This is a genomic window from Pseudomonas sp. 58 R 12 (assembly GCF_900005865.1).
In the GTDB taxonomy this organism is placed as follows: Bacteria; Pseudomonadota; Gammaproteobacteria; order Pseudomonadales; family Pseudomonadaceae; genus Aquipseudomonas; species Aquipseudomonas tritici.
Map to the genome: position 1 here is coordinate 886,041 of NZ_CVTP01000028.1, position 15,373 is coordinate 901,413.

At 56.8% G+C, this 15,373-nt stretch carries 19 protein-coding genes; 9 read left to right on the forward strand and 10 right to left on the reverse strand.

What is annotated here, in order from left to right:
- The first annotated feature begins 164 nt into the window (after positions 1 to 164).
- Positions 165 to 548 (forward strand): DUF2946 domain-containing protein, encoded by a 384-nt coding sequence (locus BFP95_RS28530; RefSeq protein WP_065911044.1) that lies wholly within the window; start codon positions 165 to 167, stop codon positions 546 to 548.
- Positions 549 to 611: 63 nt separating this feature from the next.
- Complete coding sequence (locus BFP95_RS28535; RefSeq protein ID WP_065872201.1) at positions 612 to 1,157, forward strand: putative natural product biosynthesis protein; 546 nt, start codon at positions 612 to 614, stop codon at positions 1,155 to 1,157.
- 75 nt (positions 1,158 to 1,232) lie between these two features.
- On the opposite strand, the gene BFP95_RS28540 is transcribed toward BFP95_RS28535, so the two are convergent.
- Together BFP95_RS28540 and BFP95_RS28545 are read right to left on the reverse strand one after the other, a co-directional pair.
- Entirely contained in the window at positions 1,233 to 1,511 is a 279-nt protein-coding gene (locus BFP95_RS28540) for a hypothetical protein (RefSeq protein ID WP_065872202.1), read from the reverse strand.
- An 80-nt stretch (positions 1,512 to 1,591) separates the two neighbouring features.
- Complete coding sequence (locus BFP95_RS28545; protein WP_049712902.1) at positions 1,592 to 2,068, reverse strand: hemerythrin domain-containing protein; 477 nt, start codon at positions 2,066 to 2,068, stop codon at positions 1,592 to 1,594.
- A 280-nt stretch (positions 2,069 to 2,348) separates the two neighbouring features.
- On the opposite strand from BFP95_RS28545, the gene BFP95_RS28550 reads away from it, so the two are divergent.
- On the forward strand, positions 2,349 to 2,555 hold the full coding sequence (locus BFP95_RS28550) for a PLDc N-terminal domain-containing protein (RefSeq protein WP_065872203.1): 207 nt from the start codon (positions 2,349 to 2,351) through the stop codon (positions 2,553 to 2,555).
- Between the two features lie 59 nt (positions 2,556 to 2,614).
- Here the strand turns inward: BFP95_RS28550 and BFP95_RS28555 are convergent, their stop codons facing one another.
- Positions 2,615 to 3,175 (reverse strand): type 1 glutamine amidotransferase domain-containing protein, encoded by a 561-nt coding sequence (locus BFP95_RS28555; RefSeq protein ID WP_065872204.1) that lies wholly within the window; start codon positions 3,173 to 3,175, stop codon positions 2,615 to 2,617.
- A gap of 26 nt (positions 3,176 to 3,201) precedes the next feature.
- Entirely contained in the window at positions 3,202 to 3,705 is a 504-nt protein-coding gene (locus BFP95_RS28560) for a DUF4142 domain-containing protein (RefSeq protein ID WP_065890822.1), read from the reverse strand.
- Positions 3,706 to 3,901: 196 nt separating this feature from the next.
- Here BFP95_RS28560 and BFP95_RS28565 point away from each other — a divergent pair, with 196 nt between their 5' ends.
- From BFP95_RS28565 to BFP95_RS28575, 3 genes are read left to right on the forward strand one after another with little or no spacing between them, the layout of a single operon-like run.
- On the forward strand, positions 3,902 to 4,126 hold the full coding sequence (locus BFP95_RS28565; RefSeq protein ID WP_065882037.1) for a hypothetical protein: 225 nt from the start codon (positions 3,902 to 3,904) through the stop codon (positions 4,124 to 4,126).
- A 2-nt stretch (positions 4,127 to 4,128) separates the two neighbouring features.
- On the forward strand, positions 4,129 to 4,560 hold the full coding sequence (locus BFP95_RS28570) for a DNA methylase (protein WP_065882039.1): 432 nt from the start codon (positions 4,129 to 4,131) through the stop codon (positions 4,558 to 4,560).
- Positions 4,557 to 5,294, forward strand: coding sequence for a DUF72 domain-containing protein (locus BFP95_RS28575; protein WP_065882041.1), 738 nt, complete (start codon positions 4,557 to 4,559; stop codon positions 5,292 to 5,294). The genes BFP95_RS28570 and BFP95_RS28575 overlap by 4 nt, the downstream gene beginning before the upstream one ends.
- Here the strand turns inward: BFP95_RS28575 and BFP95_RS28580 are convergent.
- Positions 5,259 to 6,044, reverse strand: a complete 786-nt coding sequence (locus tag BFP95_RS28580; protein WP_065872210.1) for a DeoR/GlpR family DNA-binding transcription regulator — start codon at positions 6,042 to 6,044, stop codon at positions 5,259 to 5,261. The two genes, BFP95_RS28575 and BFP95_RS28580, sit on opposite strands and share 36 nt — an antisense overlap.
- A 121-nt stretch (positions 6,045 to 6,165) precedes the next feature.
- On the opposite strand from BFP95_RS28580, the gene BFP95_RS28585 reads away from it, so the two are divergent.
- Positions 6,166 to 7,326, forward strand: a complete 1,161-nt coding sequence (locus tag BFP95_RS28585) for an alpha-hydroxy acid oxidase (RefSeq protein ID WP_065872212.1) — start codon at positions 6,166 to 6,168, stop codon at positions 7,324 to 7,326.
- Between the two features lie 192 nt (positions 7,327 to 7,518).
- On the opposite strand, the gene BFP95_RS28590 is transcribed toward BFP95_RS28585, so the two are convergent.
- Positions 7,519 to 8,445, reverse strand: coding sequence for an alpha/beta hydrolase (locus tag BFP95_RS28590; protein ID WP_065872214.1), 927 nt, complete (start codon positions 8,443 to 8,445; stop codon positions 7,519 to 7,521).
- Positions 8,446 to 8,606: 161 nt separating this feature from the next.
- Between BFP95_RS28590 and BFP95_RS28595 the strand changes: the two genes are divergently transcribed.
- Both BFP95_RS28595 and BFP95_RS28600 read left to right on the forward strand, forming a co-directional pair.
- Positions 8,607 to 9,464, forward strand: a complete 858-nt coding sequence (locus BFP95_RS28595; protein WP_065872215.1) for an SDR family NAD(P)-dependent oxidoreductase — start codon at positions 8,607 to 8,609, stop codon at positions 9,462 to 9,464.
- 11 nt (positions 9,465 to 9,475) lie between these two features.
- Positions 9,476 to 10,063, forward strand: a complete 588-nt coding sequence (locus BFP95_RS28600) for an NUDIX domain-containing protein (RefSeq protein WP_065911045.1) — start codon at positions 9,476 to 9,478, stop codon at positions 10,061 to 10,063.
- Between the two features lie 178 nt (positions 10,064 to 10,241).
- Here the strand turns inward: BFP95_RS28600 and BFP95_RS28605 are convergent, their stop codons facing one another.
- The 4 genes from BFP95_RS28605 to BFP95_RS28615 all read right to left on the reverse strand — a co-directional run.
- A complete protein-coding gene (locus BFP95_RS28605; RefSeq protein WP_371914468.1) occupies positions 10,242 to 10,640 on the reverse strand; it encodes a hypothetical protein in 399 nt (132 codons plus the stop codon).
- A gap of 25 nt (positions 10,641 to 10,665) precedes the next feature.
- Entirely contained in the window at positions 10,666 to 11,037 is a 372-nt protein-coding gene (locus tag BFP95_RS29730; RefSeq protein WP_139115333.1) for a hypothetical protein, read from the reverse strand.
- 355 nt (positions 11,038 to 11,392) lie between these two features.
- Positions 11,393 to 11,752 (reverse strand): hypothetical protein, encoded by a 360-nt coding sequence (locus BFP95_RS28610; RefSeq protein WP_065872238.1) that lies wholly within the window; start codon positions 11,750 to 11,752, stop codon positions 11,393 to 11,395.
- Between the two features lie 5 nt (positions 11,753 to 11,757).
- Positions 11,758 to 15,373 (reverse strand): RHS repeat-associated core domain-containing protein (locus BFP95_RS28615; RefSeq protein ID WP_256534344.1); only part of this gene is annotated, 3,616 nt, incomplete at its 5' end.

A 15,373-nucleotide genomic window follows, 5' to 3' on the forward strand; every position in this document is an offset into this window, starting at 1 on the left:
AAACGCCTGCATTGCTCTGGATCTACACATCAGGCTTTGAAAAGGAGTAAAGGAGGAGGGCGCCAAGTCTACCAACCCTGGCTGCGACACGTAATCTGCGACGTTCTGTCACAGGGGCGTGCCGTGCTTCATCCTTTTGCGGCTCTGGTGGTAGAGTCGCCGCCATGAAATTGAGCCACCCCGACCGTTCACTGATCGCCTGGGCCCTGTACTTTTGCGTGCTGATGAACCTGTTCGTCTGCGGTTTGGGTCATGGGCAGATGATGGGCCAGGCACTCAATGGCGTCGGCGGGACGTTCTGTTCGATGGACGGCAGCCAGGCGCCAGTTTCCGACAAAGGGTTGGGCAGCCCGTCTTCCAGCAACATCTCGAACTACTTTGCCTGCCCAGTCTGCAACGCGTTGACGCCTGCGCTGGTGTTTCTGGTCGGGTTGGCCTGGCTGTTGGGCCTGGGCCGAACGCCACGTCCGGCCCATGAACGGCGCAACAAGGCGCCGCCGCGTTATTCCTGGCCCTCGGCCAACCCCCGCGCTTCACCTGCATGCTGACGTACGCCCCGGGGCCTCCTGAAACCAGGAGGCGTTCCATCGTCATGACTGTGAGTGCGTTTGATGAACCTCCTATTGCCCGCAGGCGCCAGCCGCCTGGTCAGCAAGGCGTCCCGTCGCCTGCACGCGGAACCTGTTCCGCCTGAATATCCCAGTAATTCGCGTAATTTCGTGCATCTGGATGCGCGCCTTTTGCCCTATTGGCACACCCTGTTCGATATCTGCCCGGCGCTGCTCAAGCTCGACCCGCCCGAAGGCCTCAACCTGTTTCGCAGCTTCATGACCTGGGCCTATCGCAACCGGCCGCCGCTGGATTGGACCTACCACGTGAATGTCTGCCGCTGGCTGCTGGGCTCGGTGTATGGCGCGCAGATCGATGATGAGCCCATCGAGGCATTCATGGCGGCGGCGGCCGCGGGCTGGGTCAATACGGACGAAAGCCAGGCCCAGGGTGTGGTCCTGGCCTGGCAGTCGTCGCGGGTTGTCGATTGGAAACACGCTCAGCGTACCGGGACCGAACTCCCGGCGCTGCCACCGCCACCCTGGGATTTCGCATGGTGCCCGTTGACGGTATCGCGTGGCTTCAGCGGATGGTTGCCGGTGCCTTGAGCGGCTGCCGAGTGCCTCTGGTCGAGCTTTTTCCGCTTCACCCCAACCACCAACCACCGGGTCACGGATGAGCCGTCAACTGCCTGAGCGAGGTTTTTCCTTGCTGTCTTTATGGCTATCGGCGGGCTTAGCCGGTTTGCTCGGCGGTTTGTCGGTGTCTTTGGTTTTCTTGTCGCTGTCGGAGGGGCTGCTGGGGTAGGTCCCAGGCGGCAGCGCGGAACCGGCGGCGCTGTCGCCAGTCAAGGCGTTAGCGGCAGGCTCGGGGTTATCGCCAAAAGCGGCGAGGGCGGGGCCCGCGAGCAAGGCTGAGAGGCCGACGATATGCAAAATCCGTTGGTACGATCTGGTCTTCATGACGCAATCCCCTACCGTGTGGGTACATCCAGAAACAGCCCCGAAGCCTGGATCACGTCCAGGCTTCGGTCATGCTTCGATCAAGCCGCCATTGGCTTGGTCGACTGCGCCTTTTTATGCGCGGCTTTCATGGCTTCCATTTCAGCGCCCAACTCTTCCAGCAGCGCCTTACCCAGCAGTTTTTTAGCCTGCGGGAACATCTCGGTTTCCTCTTCTTCGATATGGTGCTCCAGTAACTCCTTGACCACTTTAACGCGGCCGGAGAACTCGGTTGTCGAAGGCTCAGTCTGCTTCAAGTCCGGCAGCACCAGCGAGTCGACGGTGCGATGCTCTTCCTTGGCTTCGTGGTACATGATGTCCTGCTCCTTGCCGCCGGCCTTTCTGAATGCCGGGTATAGAATCTCTTCTTCCAGCTTAGTGTGCAGGCTGATTTCTGCTTCCAGCTTGGCCAGTAGCTCAGTACGCTTTTTAACCCCGCGTTCGGTTGACTCACTCAATTGAGTCAACAGGGCCTTCACGCGTTCGTGGTCGGCTTTGAGCAGGTCAATGGCATTCATGGGTGACACCTCACGGGAAAATCAGGGCGTGTCGAAATGCACGCCTCGTCCTGAGGAAACATTGCATCAGGTGTACCAACCTGAGATTTTTCTGAATGTTCAGATAAATCATGCGGTTAGCTGCTACAGAACAGGCCGGGTGTCGTGCAGCTTGCATGGTTGCCTGCGTGGAGGGTTGCATTCCACCCTGAATGACGGGCGTATTAGCTGTTGCAGGTATTTTTAATGAACCCTCAGCGCCGATACTTGACCTAATGCACAAGACCTCAGGAGGTGACTCATGCAATTAGAATATATCTGGATCGGTTTGGCGGTGATTTTGCTGCTCGCGGAGCTGTGGGCGATTAACGTTGTGTTGCGTAGCACAAGTGGCTGGGAGACTAAGGGGTTGTGGCTGATAATCCTGATCTTCGTGCCGCTGTTTGGGTTGATTGCATGGGCAGTGCTCGGGCCGAAACGTGAGATGCCCGAGCAGCATCGAGGCTAAATCAGAGGTAAAAAAAACAGGCGCCCATTGGGCGCCTGTTTGCGTTCAAAGCCAGCTGTTTAGCCTGCGACAGCCTTGGCAATCGTGTCGTTGAACGCCGGCAAGTCGTCCGGCGTGCGTGAGGTAATGAGCGTCCAGCCATTGGCTGTGCACGTTTTGGTCTCGGCATCGACCCAATCCGCGGCGCCGGCATTGACCAAGTCGGTGCGCACGCTCTTATACGAGGTCAGGGTCTTGCCCTCGACCACGCCCGCATCGATCAACGCCCACGGTCCATGGCAGATCGCTGCCACGGTTTTACCCGCCGTGACGAATTCGTTGATCAACTTCAAGGCTGCTGCATCCTGGCGCAAGGTGTCGGCATTGACGGTGCCACCGGGGATCACCAGGGCATCGAAATCCGCACCGGACAGTGCCGACAGCTTGGCGTCTGACTCTACGGTGCGGTCCTTTTCGGTGTCGCCGACAAACGTCTGGGTGGTGCCGCCCTCACTGGATCCATGGGTCACCGTAGCGCCAAAACCGCGTAGCGCTTCCAGGGGCTTAAGCAGTTCGTCGCGCTCGATACCCGTGTTGGACGTGATGATGAGGATGTTCTTGCCGTTGAGTTGCGAACTCATGTTTGAGTACCTCCTGAGTCGTGGGGTTACTTGGCGTATTTGGCTTGCAGATCCTTGGCGGCCTTCAGGTGAGCTTCAAGGGTTGGCAGCGTCTTGGTGGCGAAGGCTTTCAACTCGGCATTGTCCGAAGACGTGGATTCTTTCTTGAACAGCTCGACGGTTTTTTCATGGGCGGCGACCTGATTGTTGGCGTAGGCCTCGTCAAACGATTCGTCGCGCATTTCCAGGATGGCTTTCTTGGCCTTATCCGTCAGGGCAGCATCATCCGGTACTTCGATGTCGAGCTTTTTAGCCAGGGTCGCCAGTTCCTGATTCGCCTTGGTGTGTTCGGTCACCATGTGTTGGGCAAAGGTCTTCACATCAGCCGAACTGCTCTTTTGCAGGGCCAGCTTGCCCGCTTCGATTTCGGTGATGCCACCTTCGGCCGCATTGTCGACAAAACTATTGGACGTGGCGGCCATGGCGGTCGAAATCGAGCCTGCAACCAATACGAAGGTCAGGCCCATTTGTTTCATTAACTGAGTAGTCATGGTGTGGCTCCTTAAAGGTGGCTTGATGCCGTTACCTGAGTGTTGAGAGGGCGGCTGTGCAAAAGGTTTAATTTAATTCGCGCTTATTTCGCCAATGGCCGTGCCCGGTTGAATTCTTGAACTATCGAAATTCAGTGGCCTCTGCTGCTTAGGTGCCCGCGGACTTTTGCGGGCTGCAACTGCCAGGAGATTGACCATGACCGATCACAAAAATGCTGACAAAACCCCAGACCCGATCAGCTCGGAAAACGTGCAGAAAGGCATTGAACAGCCGTCCAAGGGGAAGACCCTGGACCGTCCGAACCCCAAGACCGAAACCGTCGATAAAGTGCTGACGCCGACTTCGATCAAAGAGACTGAGCGCCAGACCGATGCCATTAACGAGCAGGCCGACAAAGCCGAGCGCAAGTTGGGGCACTAGCCATGGCTCGGGCGATTAGCGCGTCTGAATTGGGCATCGAGCTCAAGCCTGATGATGACGCGAGCCTGTTCAAATGGTTGATCGCCAGCTTCTTGATGGGCAAGCGGATCCAGGCACCCATCGCTGCACAGGCCTACAAGGTGATCGTTGAAGAACAAGGTCGCGACACTGCACGCAAGTTGCAGCACTGCACTTCACGGGAATTGGTCGCAATGTTAGGGCGTGCTCACTACGTGCGTTATGACGAAACCACCGCGCAGCGCTTGCTGGACCTCAGTGCCAAGCTGAATGCCGAGTACGCCGGCAAGCTCACCCAGATGCGCAGTGCCAGTAAAGACCGGCAGGCGTTTGAAAAGCGCCTCGGGGAATTCGACGGCGTGGGACCTAAAACCATCGAGATTTTCATGCGTGATGCGGCGACGGTGCTGTTTTGACCGCGCCGCTTTTTGTGGGATGCGCGGGCTGGAGTTTACCGCGTGAGCATTGGCCGGCATTTGTGGCCGAGGGCACGCATTTGCAGCGCTATGCGTCACGCTTCAATGCAGTGGAAATCAACAGCTCGTTTTACCGCCCCCATCTGTCAAAGACCTATGAGCGTTGGGCGCAATCAGTGCCGTCGACGTTTCGTTTTTCGGTCAAAGTGCCCAAGCGCATCACCCATGAATTGCGCTTGCAGCGTTGTGAAACCGCGCTGGATGAGTTTCTTGAACACAGCCTGCAGCTGCGTGAAAAGCTCGGCTGCTTGTTGATTCAACTACCGCCGTCGCTGAGCTATGAACCTGCCATCGCCAGCGCTTTTTTTACGGCGTTACGCCAACGCTTTGCCGGCGCCGTGGTGCTTGAGCCGCGTCACGCTACCTGGCTCGCAGCCGAGGTGATGTTGCAGGATTTTGAAATTGGCAGGGTCGCCGCTGACCCTGCGGTGATTGAAACCGGCGGCGTGCCCGGCGGTTGGCGGGGCGTGAGTTATTGGCGCCTGCATGGATCACCGCGTATCTATCACAGTGCTTATGGCCCTGAGCGAGTGCAGGCATTTGCGCAGGCATTGGTTCAGGCTACGAACGCCGGCATTCCCACGTGGTGCATCTTCGACAATACCGCCAGCGGGCATGCGACGCCCGACGCCTTGTCACTACTCGACCTCTACTCGCAACACTTCCAAGCCTAACTGCTCATACGCTTCCACACTCGGCACATGCCATTCGGTAATCAGTGTATGAATGCGGCTGCAGGGCGCCACCACAAAGGGCTCCACCGCACCGAGCTTGTCCGCCAGGGTCACCGCCACTACATGGGAGGCGCTGTCGAGCAAAGCTTGCTTGACCGCCACTTCATCAAAGTGCAGCGAGCTGATGCCCACTTGCGGATGCAGCGCGCACACCCCGGTAAACAGCAGGTCGGCCTTTATGCTTTGGATAAGGCGCACCGTTTCGTGGCCGCTGGTGGAGAGAGTCGCGGGGTTGAGTTGGCCACCGGTGAGGATCACTTTTACATCGGGGTGGTCGGCCAGTGCGATGGCGATCATGGGCGACGTTGTGACCACGGTCAGGCGAATCGAGCGGGGCAATGACTGCGCGATCTGCAGCGTTGTGGACCCGGAATCGAACAGCACGATCTGGCCATCTTGCACGCGGTCGGCCGCCAGTCGGGCGAGGCGGCGCTTAGCCTCGTTGGTTTCGCCGACGCGGGTGAAAAAGTCTTTGCCAGTGTCCTTTGGCCGAGGCAGGGCGCCGCCGTGCACGCGTTGCAACAGGCCGGCGGCGGCGAGTTCGCCGAGGTCGCGGCGGATGGTGTCTTGGGATACGGCAAAGTGGTCCACCAATTCCGAGGCGGTGACCTTGCCGTCGCGTTCCAGCAACAACAGGATCTTCTGTTTGCGCAAAGAAGGCAGGTCAATGGCTTGATGAGTGTTGTGCATGGTTCTGCATCATTTTGCGGGTTTATGCGAGATTATGCGCCTACCGATATAAACGCAATGGCTGGTTGAGCAGCCGATGGGCGGTTACTCTCAGTGTTCAGTTCAGGGAGAGGTGACTTAGATGTCGTTGATTACAACCATCGAAGATTTACGCAAGCTCGCGCAAAAACGTGTCCCACGGATGTTCTACGACTACGCCGACTCCGGCTCCTGGACTGAGAGCACCTACCGGGCGAATGAAAGCGATTTTGCCAGCATCAAATTCCGCCAGCGGGTGGCGCGCAATATCGACGAGCGCTCGATCCGTGCCAGCATGATCGGCCAGGACATGGCCATGCCGGTGGCGCTGGCACCGACCGGATTGGCCGGCATGCAGCATGCCGATGGTGAGATCCTGACCGCCCGCGCGGCTGCCGCGTTTGGCCTGCGCTACACCTTGTCGACCATGAGCATCTGCTCCCTGGAAGACATCGCCGAACACGTCGGCCAGCCGTTCTGGTTCCAGTTGTATGTGATGCGCGACCGCGCTTTTATCGAACAATTGATCGAGCGCGCCAAGGCTGCCGGCGTGGATGCGTTGGTGCTGACCCTCGACCTGCAGATCCTCGGGCAACGCCACAAGGATTTGATCAACGGCCTGTCGGCACCGCCCAAGCTGACCTTGCCGAATATCCTCAACATGGCCACCAAGCCGCGTTGGGTGATGGGCATGCTGGGCACTAAGCGCCGTGGTTTTGGCAATATCGTCGGGCATGTGAAAGGTGTGGCGGACATGAGTTCACTCTCTTCCTGGACGGCCCAGCAATTCGACCCGCGCCTGAGCTGGGACGATGTGGAGTGGATCAAGAAGTGCTGGGGCGGCAAGTTGATCATCAAGGGCATTCTCGATGTAGAAGATGCGCGCCTGGCCGCGAATTCCGGCGCCGATGCACTGGTGGTGAGCAATCACGGCGGTCGCCAGTTGGATGGCGCACCGTCGAGCATCAGCCAACTGCCGGCAATCGTGGAGGCTGTGGGCGAGCGTATTGAAGTGTGGCTCGACGGCGGCATTCGTTCCGGCCAGGACGTGCTTAAGGCGATGGCGTTGGGGGCAAGGGGCACCATGATCGGTCGGCCGCATTTATATGGCCTGGGCGCGATGGGCGAGGCGGGCGTGACCAAGGCACTTGAGATCATCGCCCGTGAGTTGGACGTGTCGATGGCGCTGTGTGGGTATAACGATATACGCGATGTGAATCGCGAGATTTTGTTGCCGGGTACATTTCCAGAAAACGTTTACTGAGCAAAAAAAACGTAAAAATATAAAAAGAGTTGTCCACGAAAACCGTGGGTATCTCTGTGGATAACTTTGCGAAGCCCCGGCAGGGTTGGCGATTTAAGCCAAGATCAATATTTGATCAACTTCTGATTTGGCCCAGCATGGGCAGGGTTTGCGCTTGACAGGCAAGCGCGAACCCAGTGCCGGAAAGTGTTTTCAAGAGTCGCCGTTGCGGCCTGTGGCGTGCGTGACAACCTGGGGCGGCATCTTCGCTTGCATCAGTTTGTCCAGCGCCTGGCCGTAGCTGCGACCGCCCAGGCTCATGCTGTTGTTATGGCTGGCGCCGGGCACCAATAACAGTCGTTTAGGTTCCTGGGCGGCTTCAAACAATTGTTGGCTGAAACGCGGCGGCACGTAGCGGTCGTCCAGGCCATGCACCACCAGCAGCGGCATATGGATATCGGCAATCTTGTCGATGGAATCGAATTTCTGCGACAGCAGCCAGCGCACCGGCAACGAAGTATTGGCCACCGCCGTGGCTACATCTGCCAGCGAGGTAAAGGTGGATTCAATCACCAAGCCGCGAACCGGCAGTGGTGTTTGTTTGCCTAACTCGGCGGCCAGGTCGATGGCCACCGCACCGCCCAGGGAGTGCCCGTAGATCAGGCGTTTGCCGGGGTCCGGTTGCAGCACTTGGAAACGTTCCCAGGCAATTCGAGCGTCTTCATACACGCTGGTTTCCGACGGAAGCTCGCCGTGGCTCTGGCCGAAACCGCGATAGTCGATGGCCAGCACCGAGTAGCCCAGGGCGTGCAATTGCTCGATGCGAAACAGTTGCCCGGTGAGGTTCCAGCGGACGCCGTGCAGGTAGAGGATTGCGGGTGCGTCCTTCTTATCCGCCGGGTACCACCAGCCATGTATGTTCTGCCCCGATTTGAAACTGGTAGGTTTGAGTTCGAACTCCTGCACGGCCTTGGGCAAGCCGCTGTACCAGCTGGCGGTGCCCGGCTCGATGCGAAACACCAGTTCGCGCTCCTTGTGTTGCAGCACGGCGCACCCCACCGGCAGGCCGACGATCAACAGCGCCATGCACAACAGCGGAAACCAGCGCAGGCTCAGGCGCGAGAGAAAACGTGAAGACATGAAGGTTCCAGAGAAAAGTTGAAGCAGGGTTTTTACCAGATGGCCCACACAGGCAGGAATTAATTCGACAGCCGTCCACCGGGATTGCTTGCAAAGTGTTACAGCATTGAACAATGCGTGCCGGGATTGTTAGGGTGGGGGCTGAACAGGAGAGCAAGCACATGGATTTCACAGGCAAAACCGCAATCGTCACGGGTGGCGCCCGCGGGTTGGGACTCAGCTATGCACGGGCACTGGCCCAAGGTGGCGCGCGAGTGGTGATCAGCGATATCGGCGCCGACAATGCCGGCTCAGGCAGCGATGCCTCGGTGGTGCTGTCGGCGGCAGAGGCCTTGCAGGCCGAAGGCTTGACTGTCATCGGCCATGGCGGTGACTTGTCCACGAACGAGGGCTGCCAACAACTGGTTGCGTACGCCATCGAGGCATTCGGCCAACTCGATATCCTGATTCACAACGCTGGCTGGGTGGGTTACCAGAACATCGCCGACCTCGACGTGGCGTTCCTGCAACGTGCCATGGACATCAACCTCTACGCACCACTTTGGCTGTGCAAGCACGCCTGGCCGCACCTGCTGCGTTCATCTGCGCCGCGCATCATCCTCACCACTTCCGACCGCGCCATGTATGCGCAATATGAACAGACCGGCCTAGTGGCCTACAGCGCAGGCAAGATGGCGCAACTGGGCATCATGAACGCGTTGAGCCATGAAGGCTTTGATGCGGGCATCAGAGTCAATGCGATCTCACCGGTCGCCAAGACGCGCATGTGGGGCGTGACCGAAGAACCGGATGAACTCAAGCCGGAGTGGGTGACGCCGGGGGTTGTGTTCCTTGCATCAACGCAGTGCGACGACACGGGTTACATTCTGCGTGCCAGCAACGGGCAATTCACCGCCACGCGCTTTACGGAAAATCCCGGTGTGGAATACCCCCGTGATTTGGCCCGAATCAAAGCCCGCAGCGCAGAAGAAGTCGCTGCCGCCTGGGATCGCATCAAACAAACGCAGACACTTTCTTGAGAAAACCGATCATGGACAACAGCCCCGTTCGCATCACCGCAGAAGAGACACTCTCGGAAAACTGGTACCTGCTGAAAAAATACAGCTTCGACCTGCGCCGCCGCGACGGCAGCTGGCAAGCCCAGACCCGCGAGGTGTACGACCGCGGCAATGGCGCGACCATCCTGCTGTACAACCGCGAGCGGCGCACAGTGTTGTTGATTCGCCAGTTTCGGATGCCGACGTTCGTCAATGATTACCACGGTTACCTGATCGAAGCGGCGGCGGGATTGCTCGACAATGCCAGTCCCGAGGAACGTATTCGCCTGGAAGCGGAAGAAGAAACCGGGTATCGCGTGGGGCATGTGGAGAAGGTTTATGCGGCGTTCATGAGCCCGGGCTCGGTGACGGAGCGGATTCACTTTTTCATCGGTGAATATAAACCGGGGGATCAGGTGGGCAGCGGTGGCGGTCTGGAAGAAGAGGGCGAGGATATCGAGGTGCTGGAGCTGGGCTTTGAGCAAGCGCTGGCGATGGTGCAAAGCGGGGAGATTGCGGACGGGAAGACCATCATGCTGTTGCAGCATCTGGAGTTGCGGATGTTGAAAGAAGGATGGTGAGTCAGCTTTTGTAGTGAGCAGGCTTGCCCTGCGCTGGGCTGCGAAGCAGCCCCACAACAGGCGATGCCTAACCACCTGAAGAAATTCCATTACCCTGACCGGGGCCGCTTCGCAGCCCAACGCGAGCAAGCTCGCTCGCCACAGGGCGGGCAGTGTTGCCTCGGAGAGCGGTTTTGGTTTACCAAGTTGATTGGTCTTCGAGGCTGGCTTTTTGGAGATCGTCTCTCCAGACTTCGTTGGCAAGCCGATAGATATCGGCGAAGAAGCCACGGGGATCGGCTATTTCTGTTTCATTCCAAGCCATGGTTATATATTCGTCGTAATCGCTTTTAAATTCTTTCGAAAAGTCGAAGTCGGGATTGTCTAGTGCATCCCTGAGCGTCGAGATTAATATAAAGCGATGTCTGTATGAAAAATACATAAGGTCTTTCAGGATAAAAGAAATTATGATTTTTTCCCTGTCTTTCATGTTGTTAGGGTCATGCTTCCATAGTTCTTTCCCAACTGTTTCTTCAAGATCATATATCGATAAAGCTCCTAATATGTGAGAGATGTTAGGGGTGTAAGGAGTGTTCATAAATGGGCATTTCAGCATTGTCTGCTCACTTCGGGAATGCGGTGAATGGTCGAGTCGGGTTGTTTCTATCAAATCTGGTTTCCGCTCTTTCCATGTTTTCAATGTATCTAGGGTTGTTTACGTCCCTGCCGTTAGGTTTATAGCCTCGTCCGGCTCCAGGTAGCTCGACCACAACCACAGGGTTGCCGCTTCTATCAAAAGCTGTGGGAGATGGTGAATCGCCTTGCATCTTGCCCATAGCCTTATTTATAGCGTGGAGCTGCATTCTCCAGGATTTAAATTGAGAACTGGAGCTGATGGCTCCTCTCTCCCCCGTCGTTGGATTTATTCCATCAATAGATCGTTGCCTTAACTCGTTGTCTGGTATCTCTGGACCATGCTTTTCAACCGTATGCATATCGTACTCCCGCTCCCAGCCCAGCACTTTTCGTTTTGCATTTACCTCTGTCAGTTTATCTATTCTCGCCTGTCGCTCAGTTCGCGTCAGTTGAGGTAGTTGGAGAGCGTGGTGCCGCGGGTTTATTTGCTTAGTCGGATGATTATGGAGCTTTCGAAGCGGTGACTCCCGCTGATAGAGGCTCGTGTAGTGAGCAGGCTTGCCCTGCGCTGGGCTGCGAAGCAGCCCCAACACAGCCAATGCCTATTTACCTGAAAATACCCATTGCCTGTACTGGGGCCGCTTCGCGGCCCAGCGCGAGCAAGCTCGCTCGCCACAGGAGGCCGGTGTTGTCCTGGAGAATGGATTTTTTTTTTTAACTTTCTGAGTTTGGCGTGTAGTAGTAATTTTTTAAACAGCTCAAAAGGACGTGCATAAATTTTTTCTTATCAATTACAGGAGCGCTGAAATACGTTGCCATGTTTTTAAAAACTGCATCGAAACTGTCGTTTGTAGCTAGGAAGTGCGTTATCGAATCAATGAACCACTCTTGCTCAGTCTTTGTATATGCTAGGAATTCTGGTTTGGTCAATTCGTCAAAAAGTTTTATAAGCTCTCTTTCGTTGTTTATATCTTTTGAAGCGATAAGTTTCTCTCGCTGTAAGTCGTCTGTATTTTCAATGTCGTACGTGAACAATAGTCCCCGGATTATTGACATGCTAGGCTTGTTTTTCATTTTGGTCATTTCTCGGTGTACGCGGTTTTTGGGGCGCCTTGGTTATTTAATATCACCCTTGCTTTACGTTGTTGACTATATTCCATTCCATCGCTTGAATATCCTTCGCCAATGATCTTGCCCATGTCCATTGGTTTTAAAGACGCAGCGAGTCCGTTTCTTCTAAAAATGAGCTGGGCTCGGTATATCGAATTTAACTGATCCCTGTGGCTGAGATAATGCGTTGCAGCGGGTGGGTATTTAGGTTCTCCTGTGTTTGGACCTGATGTGTAACGCTCGATAATTCCTGTCGTTGGGTTTCTTGCGGTATTCATTCGTTCGAGCTGAGATTCGAGCGTTGTCTGCGCGCCATGTTTCTCCAAAAAGTGTGCTCCTGGCGTTGCCCTCTCAAGTTCTTCTAGACGCCTATAGGCGTTTGCCTCAGCAAGCTCATCAATTCTTGCCTGACGATCGGCGCGCGTTATTTGCGGTAAAGCGGGCTCTCCGTCATTAACATTTGGCGCAGAGTTTTGAGCATTAGCATTCGGCTTGCAATCATCTCCGCCAGGACAAGAACTCAACCCTAACGGATCCACCCATCCCGTGGGATTGGGCACGTACTGGTACGCATTGATCCCACCCGCCAGCTTCACCGGGTCAGGCGTCAGGTAACGTCCAATATCTGGATTGTAGTAGCGATGGCGGTTGTAGTGCAGCCCGCTTTCCGAGTCGAAGTACTGGCCTTGGAAGCGCAGCGGGTTGTCGACTTTTCCTATGTCGAGGCGGGTGATTTCACCGTAGGCGCGGTAGTGGGCGGACCAGACGATTTCGCCATCTTGGGCTGTGAGTTCCTGTGGGGTGCCAAGGTGGTCGAGTTGGTAGTGGTAGGGCTTTGTTTCTTTTGGGCCGAAGCCTTCCAGCAGCGCCAACGGACGGAAGCTGTCGGGTTCGTAGAGGTAACTGCGGTGGCGGTCCGCGTGGTGTTCGGCGATGAGTTTGTCGCCTTGCCAGAAGAATTCGGTGGTTAGGCCGTCGATGGTTTTGCTGATGCGGCGGCCGAACGGGTCATAGCGGTAGCTGGCGGTTTGGCCGTTGGGTTGGGTGAGGCCGATGAGGCGGTGCTGGCAGTCGTAGCGGTATTCGGTGACGAGTTGATGGCCCTTTCCGCGACTTTCGCGGATCAGGTTGCCGAAGGCGTCGTAGTCGTAATGGTGGTCGCCTTGGATCATCAGGCGGTTGCCGGCGACGATGTCCGGACCGGGGCGGTCTTGCATGAGCAGGTTGCCGGCGGGGTCGTGGGCGAAGCGTTCCTGCTCGCTTTGGGAATGGTTCGCGCGGGTTAGGCGGTTTAGCGGGTCGTAGTGGTAGTGGTGTTCGCCTTTGCGGGTGTCATTGAGGCGGGTGAGGTTGCCGGCTTTGTCGTAGTCGTAGTGGCGTTGGTAGAGGGTGTGTTGCTGTTGGGTGACGGCGTGGGCATGCAGGCGTTGCTGATCGTCGTAGTGGTAATGGCTGATCAGTTGGCCTTGTTGGCGTTGGTGTTCCTGGCCGGCTTTGAACAGGTGCGAGGTGAGGTTTTTACCGTTCAAGTCGACAGTGGCCAGATGGCCGCCTTTGTCGTGGTTGAAGGTGAGGCGGTTGTTGTCGGGTAGTCGCAATTTTTGAAGTTGGCCGCAGGCGTCGTAGCCGTAACGCAAAGTGCCCCAGCCTTGGTGTTCGGCCGTCAGGCGGTTTTGCGGATCGTATTCGTAGGACAGCGCCCAGTGGCCGTCTTCGACGCTGAGGAGGTTGCCTTGGCGGTCGTAGGCGTAATCGACAATGTTGCCGTCGGGCAGGGTTTTTCTTACGAGTCGACCGGCGTGGTCGCGCTCGTAGCGGGTGACTAACTGACTGCCATCGTCGCCATGTTCGGTCTTTTCTTGCAGGTTGCCGTTGAGGTCGTAAACGTAGGCAGTGCGCTGGCCGTCAAACCCGGTTTCCTGTTGGATCAGGCCGTTGTTGTGGTATTGGAGCCGGTAAGTTTCGCCGACTTCGTTTTCGATTTCGGTCAGCAACAACCGCACGTTGTCGTAACGGTATTTGACCTGGGTTCCGTCGGCGTTGATGCGGCGGCTAATGAGGTGCAGGCCGTCGGCATATTCGTAACGGGTGACGTGGCCGAGTTCATCGCGTTCAGCGGTGATTTTTCCGTAAGCGTTGTAGGAATATATGCGCGTGTCACCGCTCGGCAAGACGATTTGGACTAATCGCCCAACGCTGTCCCACTGATACTGGGTCAGCGCACCCTGTTCATCCTCACGCGCAATCTGCCGCCCCAGATCGTCATAGCGATAGCGCTTTACGCCGCCATTCGGTAATTGCTCTTCAAGCAACTGCCCACGCTCATTCCAGACCAGCCGCTGACAACTGTGATCCGGAAACCAAACCCCAATTAGCTGGCCGTATTTGTTGTAGCTGTAGTCCGTGGAATTACCGTCTGGATCGGTCCTGCGCGTAACGTCGCCCTGGTCATTGCGCTCATATTTCCAAACCGCCAGACCACGCCGCACAACCCGTACGAACCCATTCTCATGCTCGTAGGAAGTCGGCTCGTCATCCCCCGGAAACAACGCCACCAAACGCCCAGCGTCGTCATACTGATACGCCGTCACCGCCCCCAGCGGATCCTGCTCAACCGTCAGCCGGCCTTTGTTATCGTAGGATTTGAAATGCTCAGCACCATCCGGCTCCACCCGCTGCACCAGCCGCGCCCGCTGGTCATGCACGTAGACTTCCTGGCTGCCATCGGCGTTATGAACCGTGACCTGTCCGTTGTCATCCCAGACATACCGCGTGTCCATCTGCGAAAAGCTCGCCCAATGCCGGACACACCGCGCAGCCTTGCCAGACCGTTCCCATTCCCAAAAGAAACTCGCCCCACCGGCCAATCCGCGCTCAAGAATGACGTGCTGATCGTCGTACCGATAAACCTCACTTTCGCCTACAGCGTTAGTCGCTGAAACCAACCGACCAGCAGCGTCATAGGCGTAGGAAACAACGTTCTGCTCCGTCACCCAGACAAACGGACCGTCATCCACAGCCCGCTCAATCTGGTAATCCACCGCAACAATGCGGCCCGACGCATAGCGCAAAAACAACGAGCGCCCGACGCCGTTGTCCAGCCGCTCGATCTGCCCGAGGTAGTTACGGAAAATGCGCAACCGGTTGTCATACGCATCGCTGATCGCCGTCAGCACACCGTCACGGAAGTGGTAGAAACGCGACGCCTGAGCCAGCACTAACTCATCAGGCAAAGACCCCAGGTAGATCGCCGCTTCAGCCAGGCTATTGGTGATTGCGGGCCGAGAAACAGACGGCAAGGGCAGGGTAGTCGAGCGATTCTCATGGTCTGTCCACACCACCGAATCACCGGAAACCGCGAGCCGATGCGCCAGCGAGTGACTCCAGCCAAACCCCAACCCACAATCCACTTCCACCGCACTGGTGCGGTACAACCGGGTCCATTCAAACGGCAAGATCCCATCGAGCGCACCATCGGTCAGTGTCAGCAGTTCCTCCCCGGTAACCATCGATACCGGGCAGCCATTGGTCGCGGTCTTATCCGCAGAAGCCGTCGCATCCCCCGCCGGATTTTTCGAACCAACA

Excerpts from the sequence above, each read along its gene's own strand:
- BFP95_RS28550 (WP_065872203.1), top strand. The coding sequence starts at position 2,349 with ATGCAATTAGAATATATCTGGATCGGTTTGGCGGTGATTTTGCTGCTC.
- BFP95_RS28535 (WP_065872201.1), top strand. The coding sequence starts at position 612 with ATGAACCTCCTATTGCCCGCAGGCGCCAGCCGCCTGGTCAGCAAGGCG.
- BFP95_RS28595 (WP_065872215.1), top strand. The coding sequence starts at position 8,607 with ATGGATTTCACAGGCAAAACCGCAATCGTCACGGGTGGCGCCCGCGGG.
- BFP95_RS28540 (WP_065872202.1), bottom strand. The coding sequence starts at position 1,511 with ATGAAGACCAGATCGTACCAACGGATTTTGCATATCGTCGGCCTCTCA.
- BFP95_RS29730 (WP_139115333.1), bottom strand. The coding sequence starts at position 11,037 with ATGCATACGGTTGAAAAGCATGGTCCAGAGATACCAGACAACGAGTTA.
- BFP95_RS28570 (WP_065882039.1), top strand. The coding sequence starts at position 4,129 with ATGGCTCGGGCGATTAGCGCGTCTGAATTGGGCATCGAGCTCAAGCCT.
- BFP95_RS28600 (WP_065911045.1), top strand. The coding sequence starts at position 9,476 with ATGGACAACAGCCCCGTTCGCATCACCGCAGAAGAGACACTCTCGGAA.
- BFP95_RS28565 (WP_065882037.1), top strand. The coding sequence starts at position 3,902 with ATGACCGATCACAAAAATGCTGACAAAACCCCAGACCCGATCAGCTCG.
- BFP95_RS28530 (WP_065911044.1), top strand. The coding sequence starts at position 165 with ATGAAATTGAGCCACCCCGACCGTTCACTGATCGCCTGGGCCCTGTAC.
- BFP95_RS28590 (WP_065872214.1), bottom strand. The coding sequence starts at position 8,445 with ATGTCTTCACGTTTTCTCTCGCGCCTGAGCCTGCGCTGGTTTCCGCTG.
- BFP95_RS28585 (WP_065872212.1), top strand. The coding sequence starts at position 6,166 with ATGTCGTTGATTACAACCATCGAAGATTTACGCAAGCTCGCGCAAAAA.
- BFP95_RS28555 (WP_065872204.1), bottom strand. The coding sequence starts at position 3,175 with ATGAGTTCGCAACTCAACGGCAAGAACATCCTCATCATCACGTCCAAC.
- BFP95_RS28560 (WP_065890822.1), bottom strand. The coding sequence starts at position 3,705 with ATGACTACTCAGTTAATGAAACAAATGGGCCTGACCTTCGTATTGGTT.
- BFP95_RS28580 (WP_065872210.1), bottom strand. The coding sequence starts at position 6,044 with ATGCACAACACTCATCAAGCCATTGACCTGCCTTCTTTGCGCAAACAG.
- BFP95_RS28610 (WP_065872238.1), bottom strand. The coding sequence starts at position 11,752 with ATGAAAAACAAGCCTAGCATGTCAATAATCCGGGGACTATTGTTCACG.
- BFP95_RS28545 (WP_049712902.1), bottom strand. The coding sequence starts at position 2,068 with ATGAATGCCATTGACCTGCTCAAAGCCGACCACGAACGCGTGAAGGCC.
- BFP95_RS28605 (WP_371914468.1), bottom strand. The coding sequence starts at position 10,640 with ATGAACACTCCTTACACCCCTAACATCTCTCACATATTAGGAGCTTTA.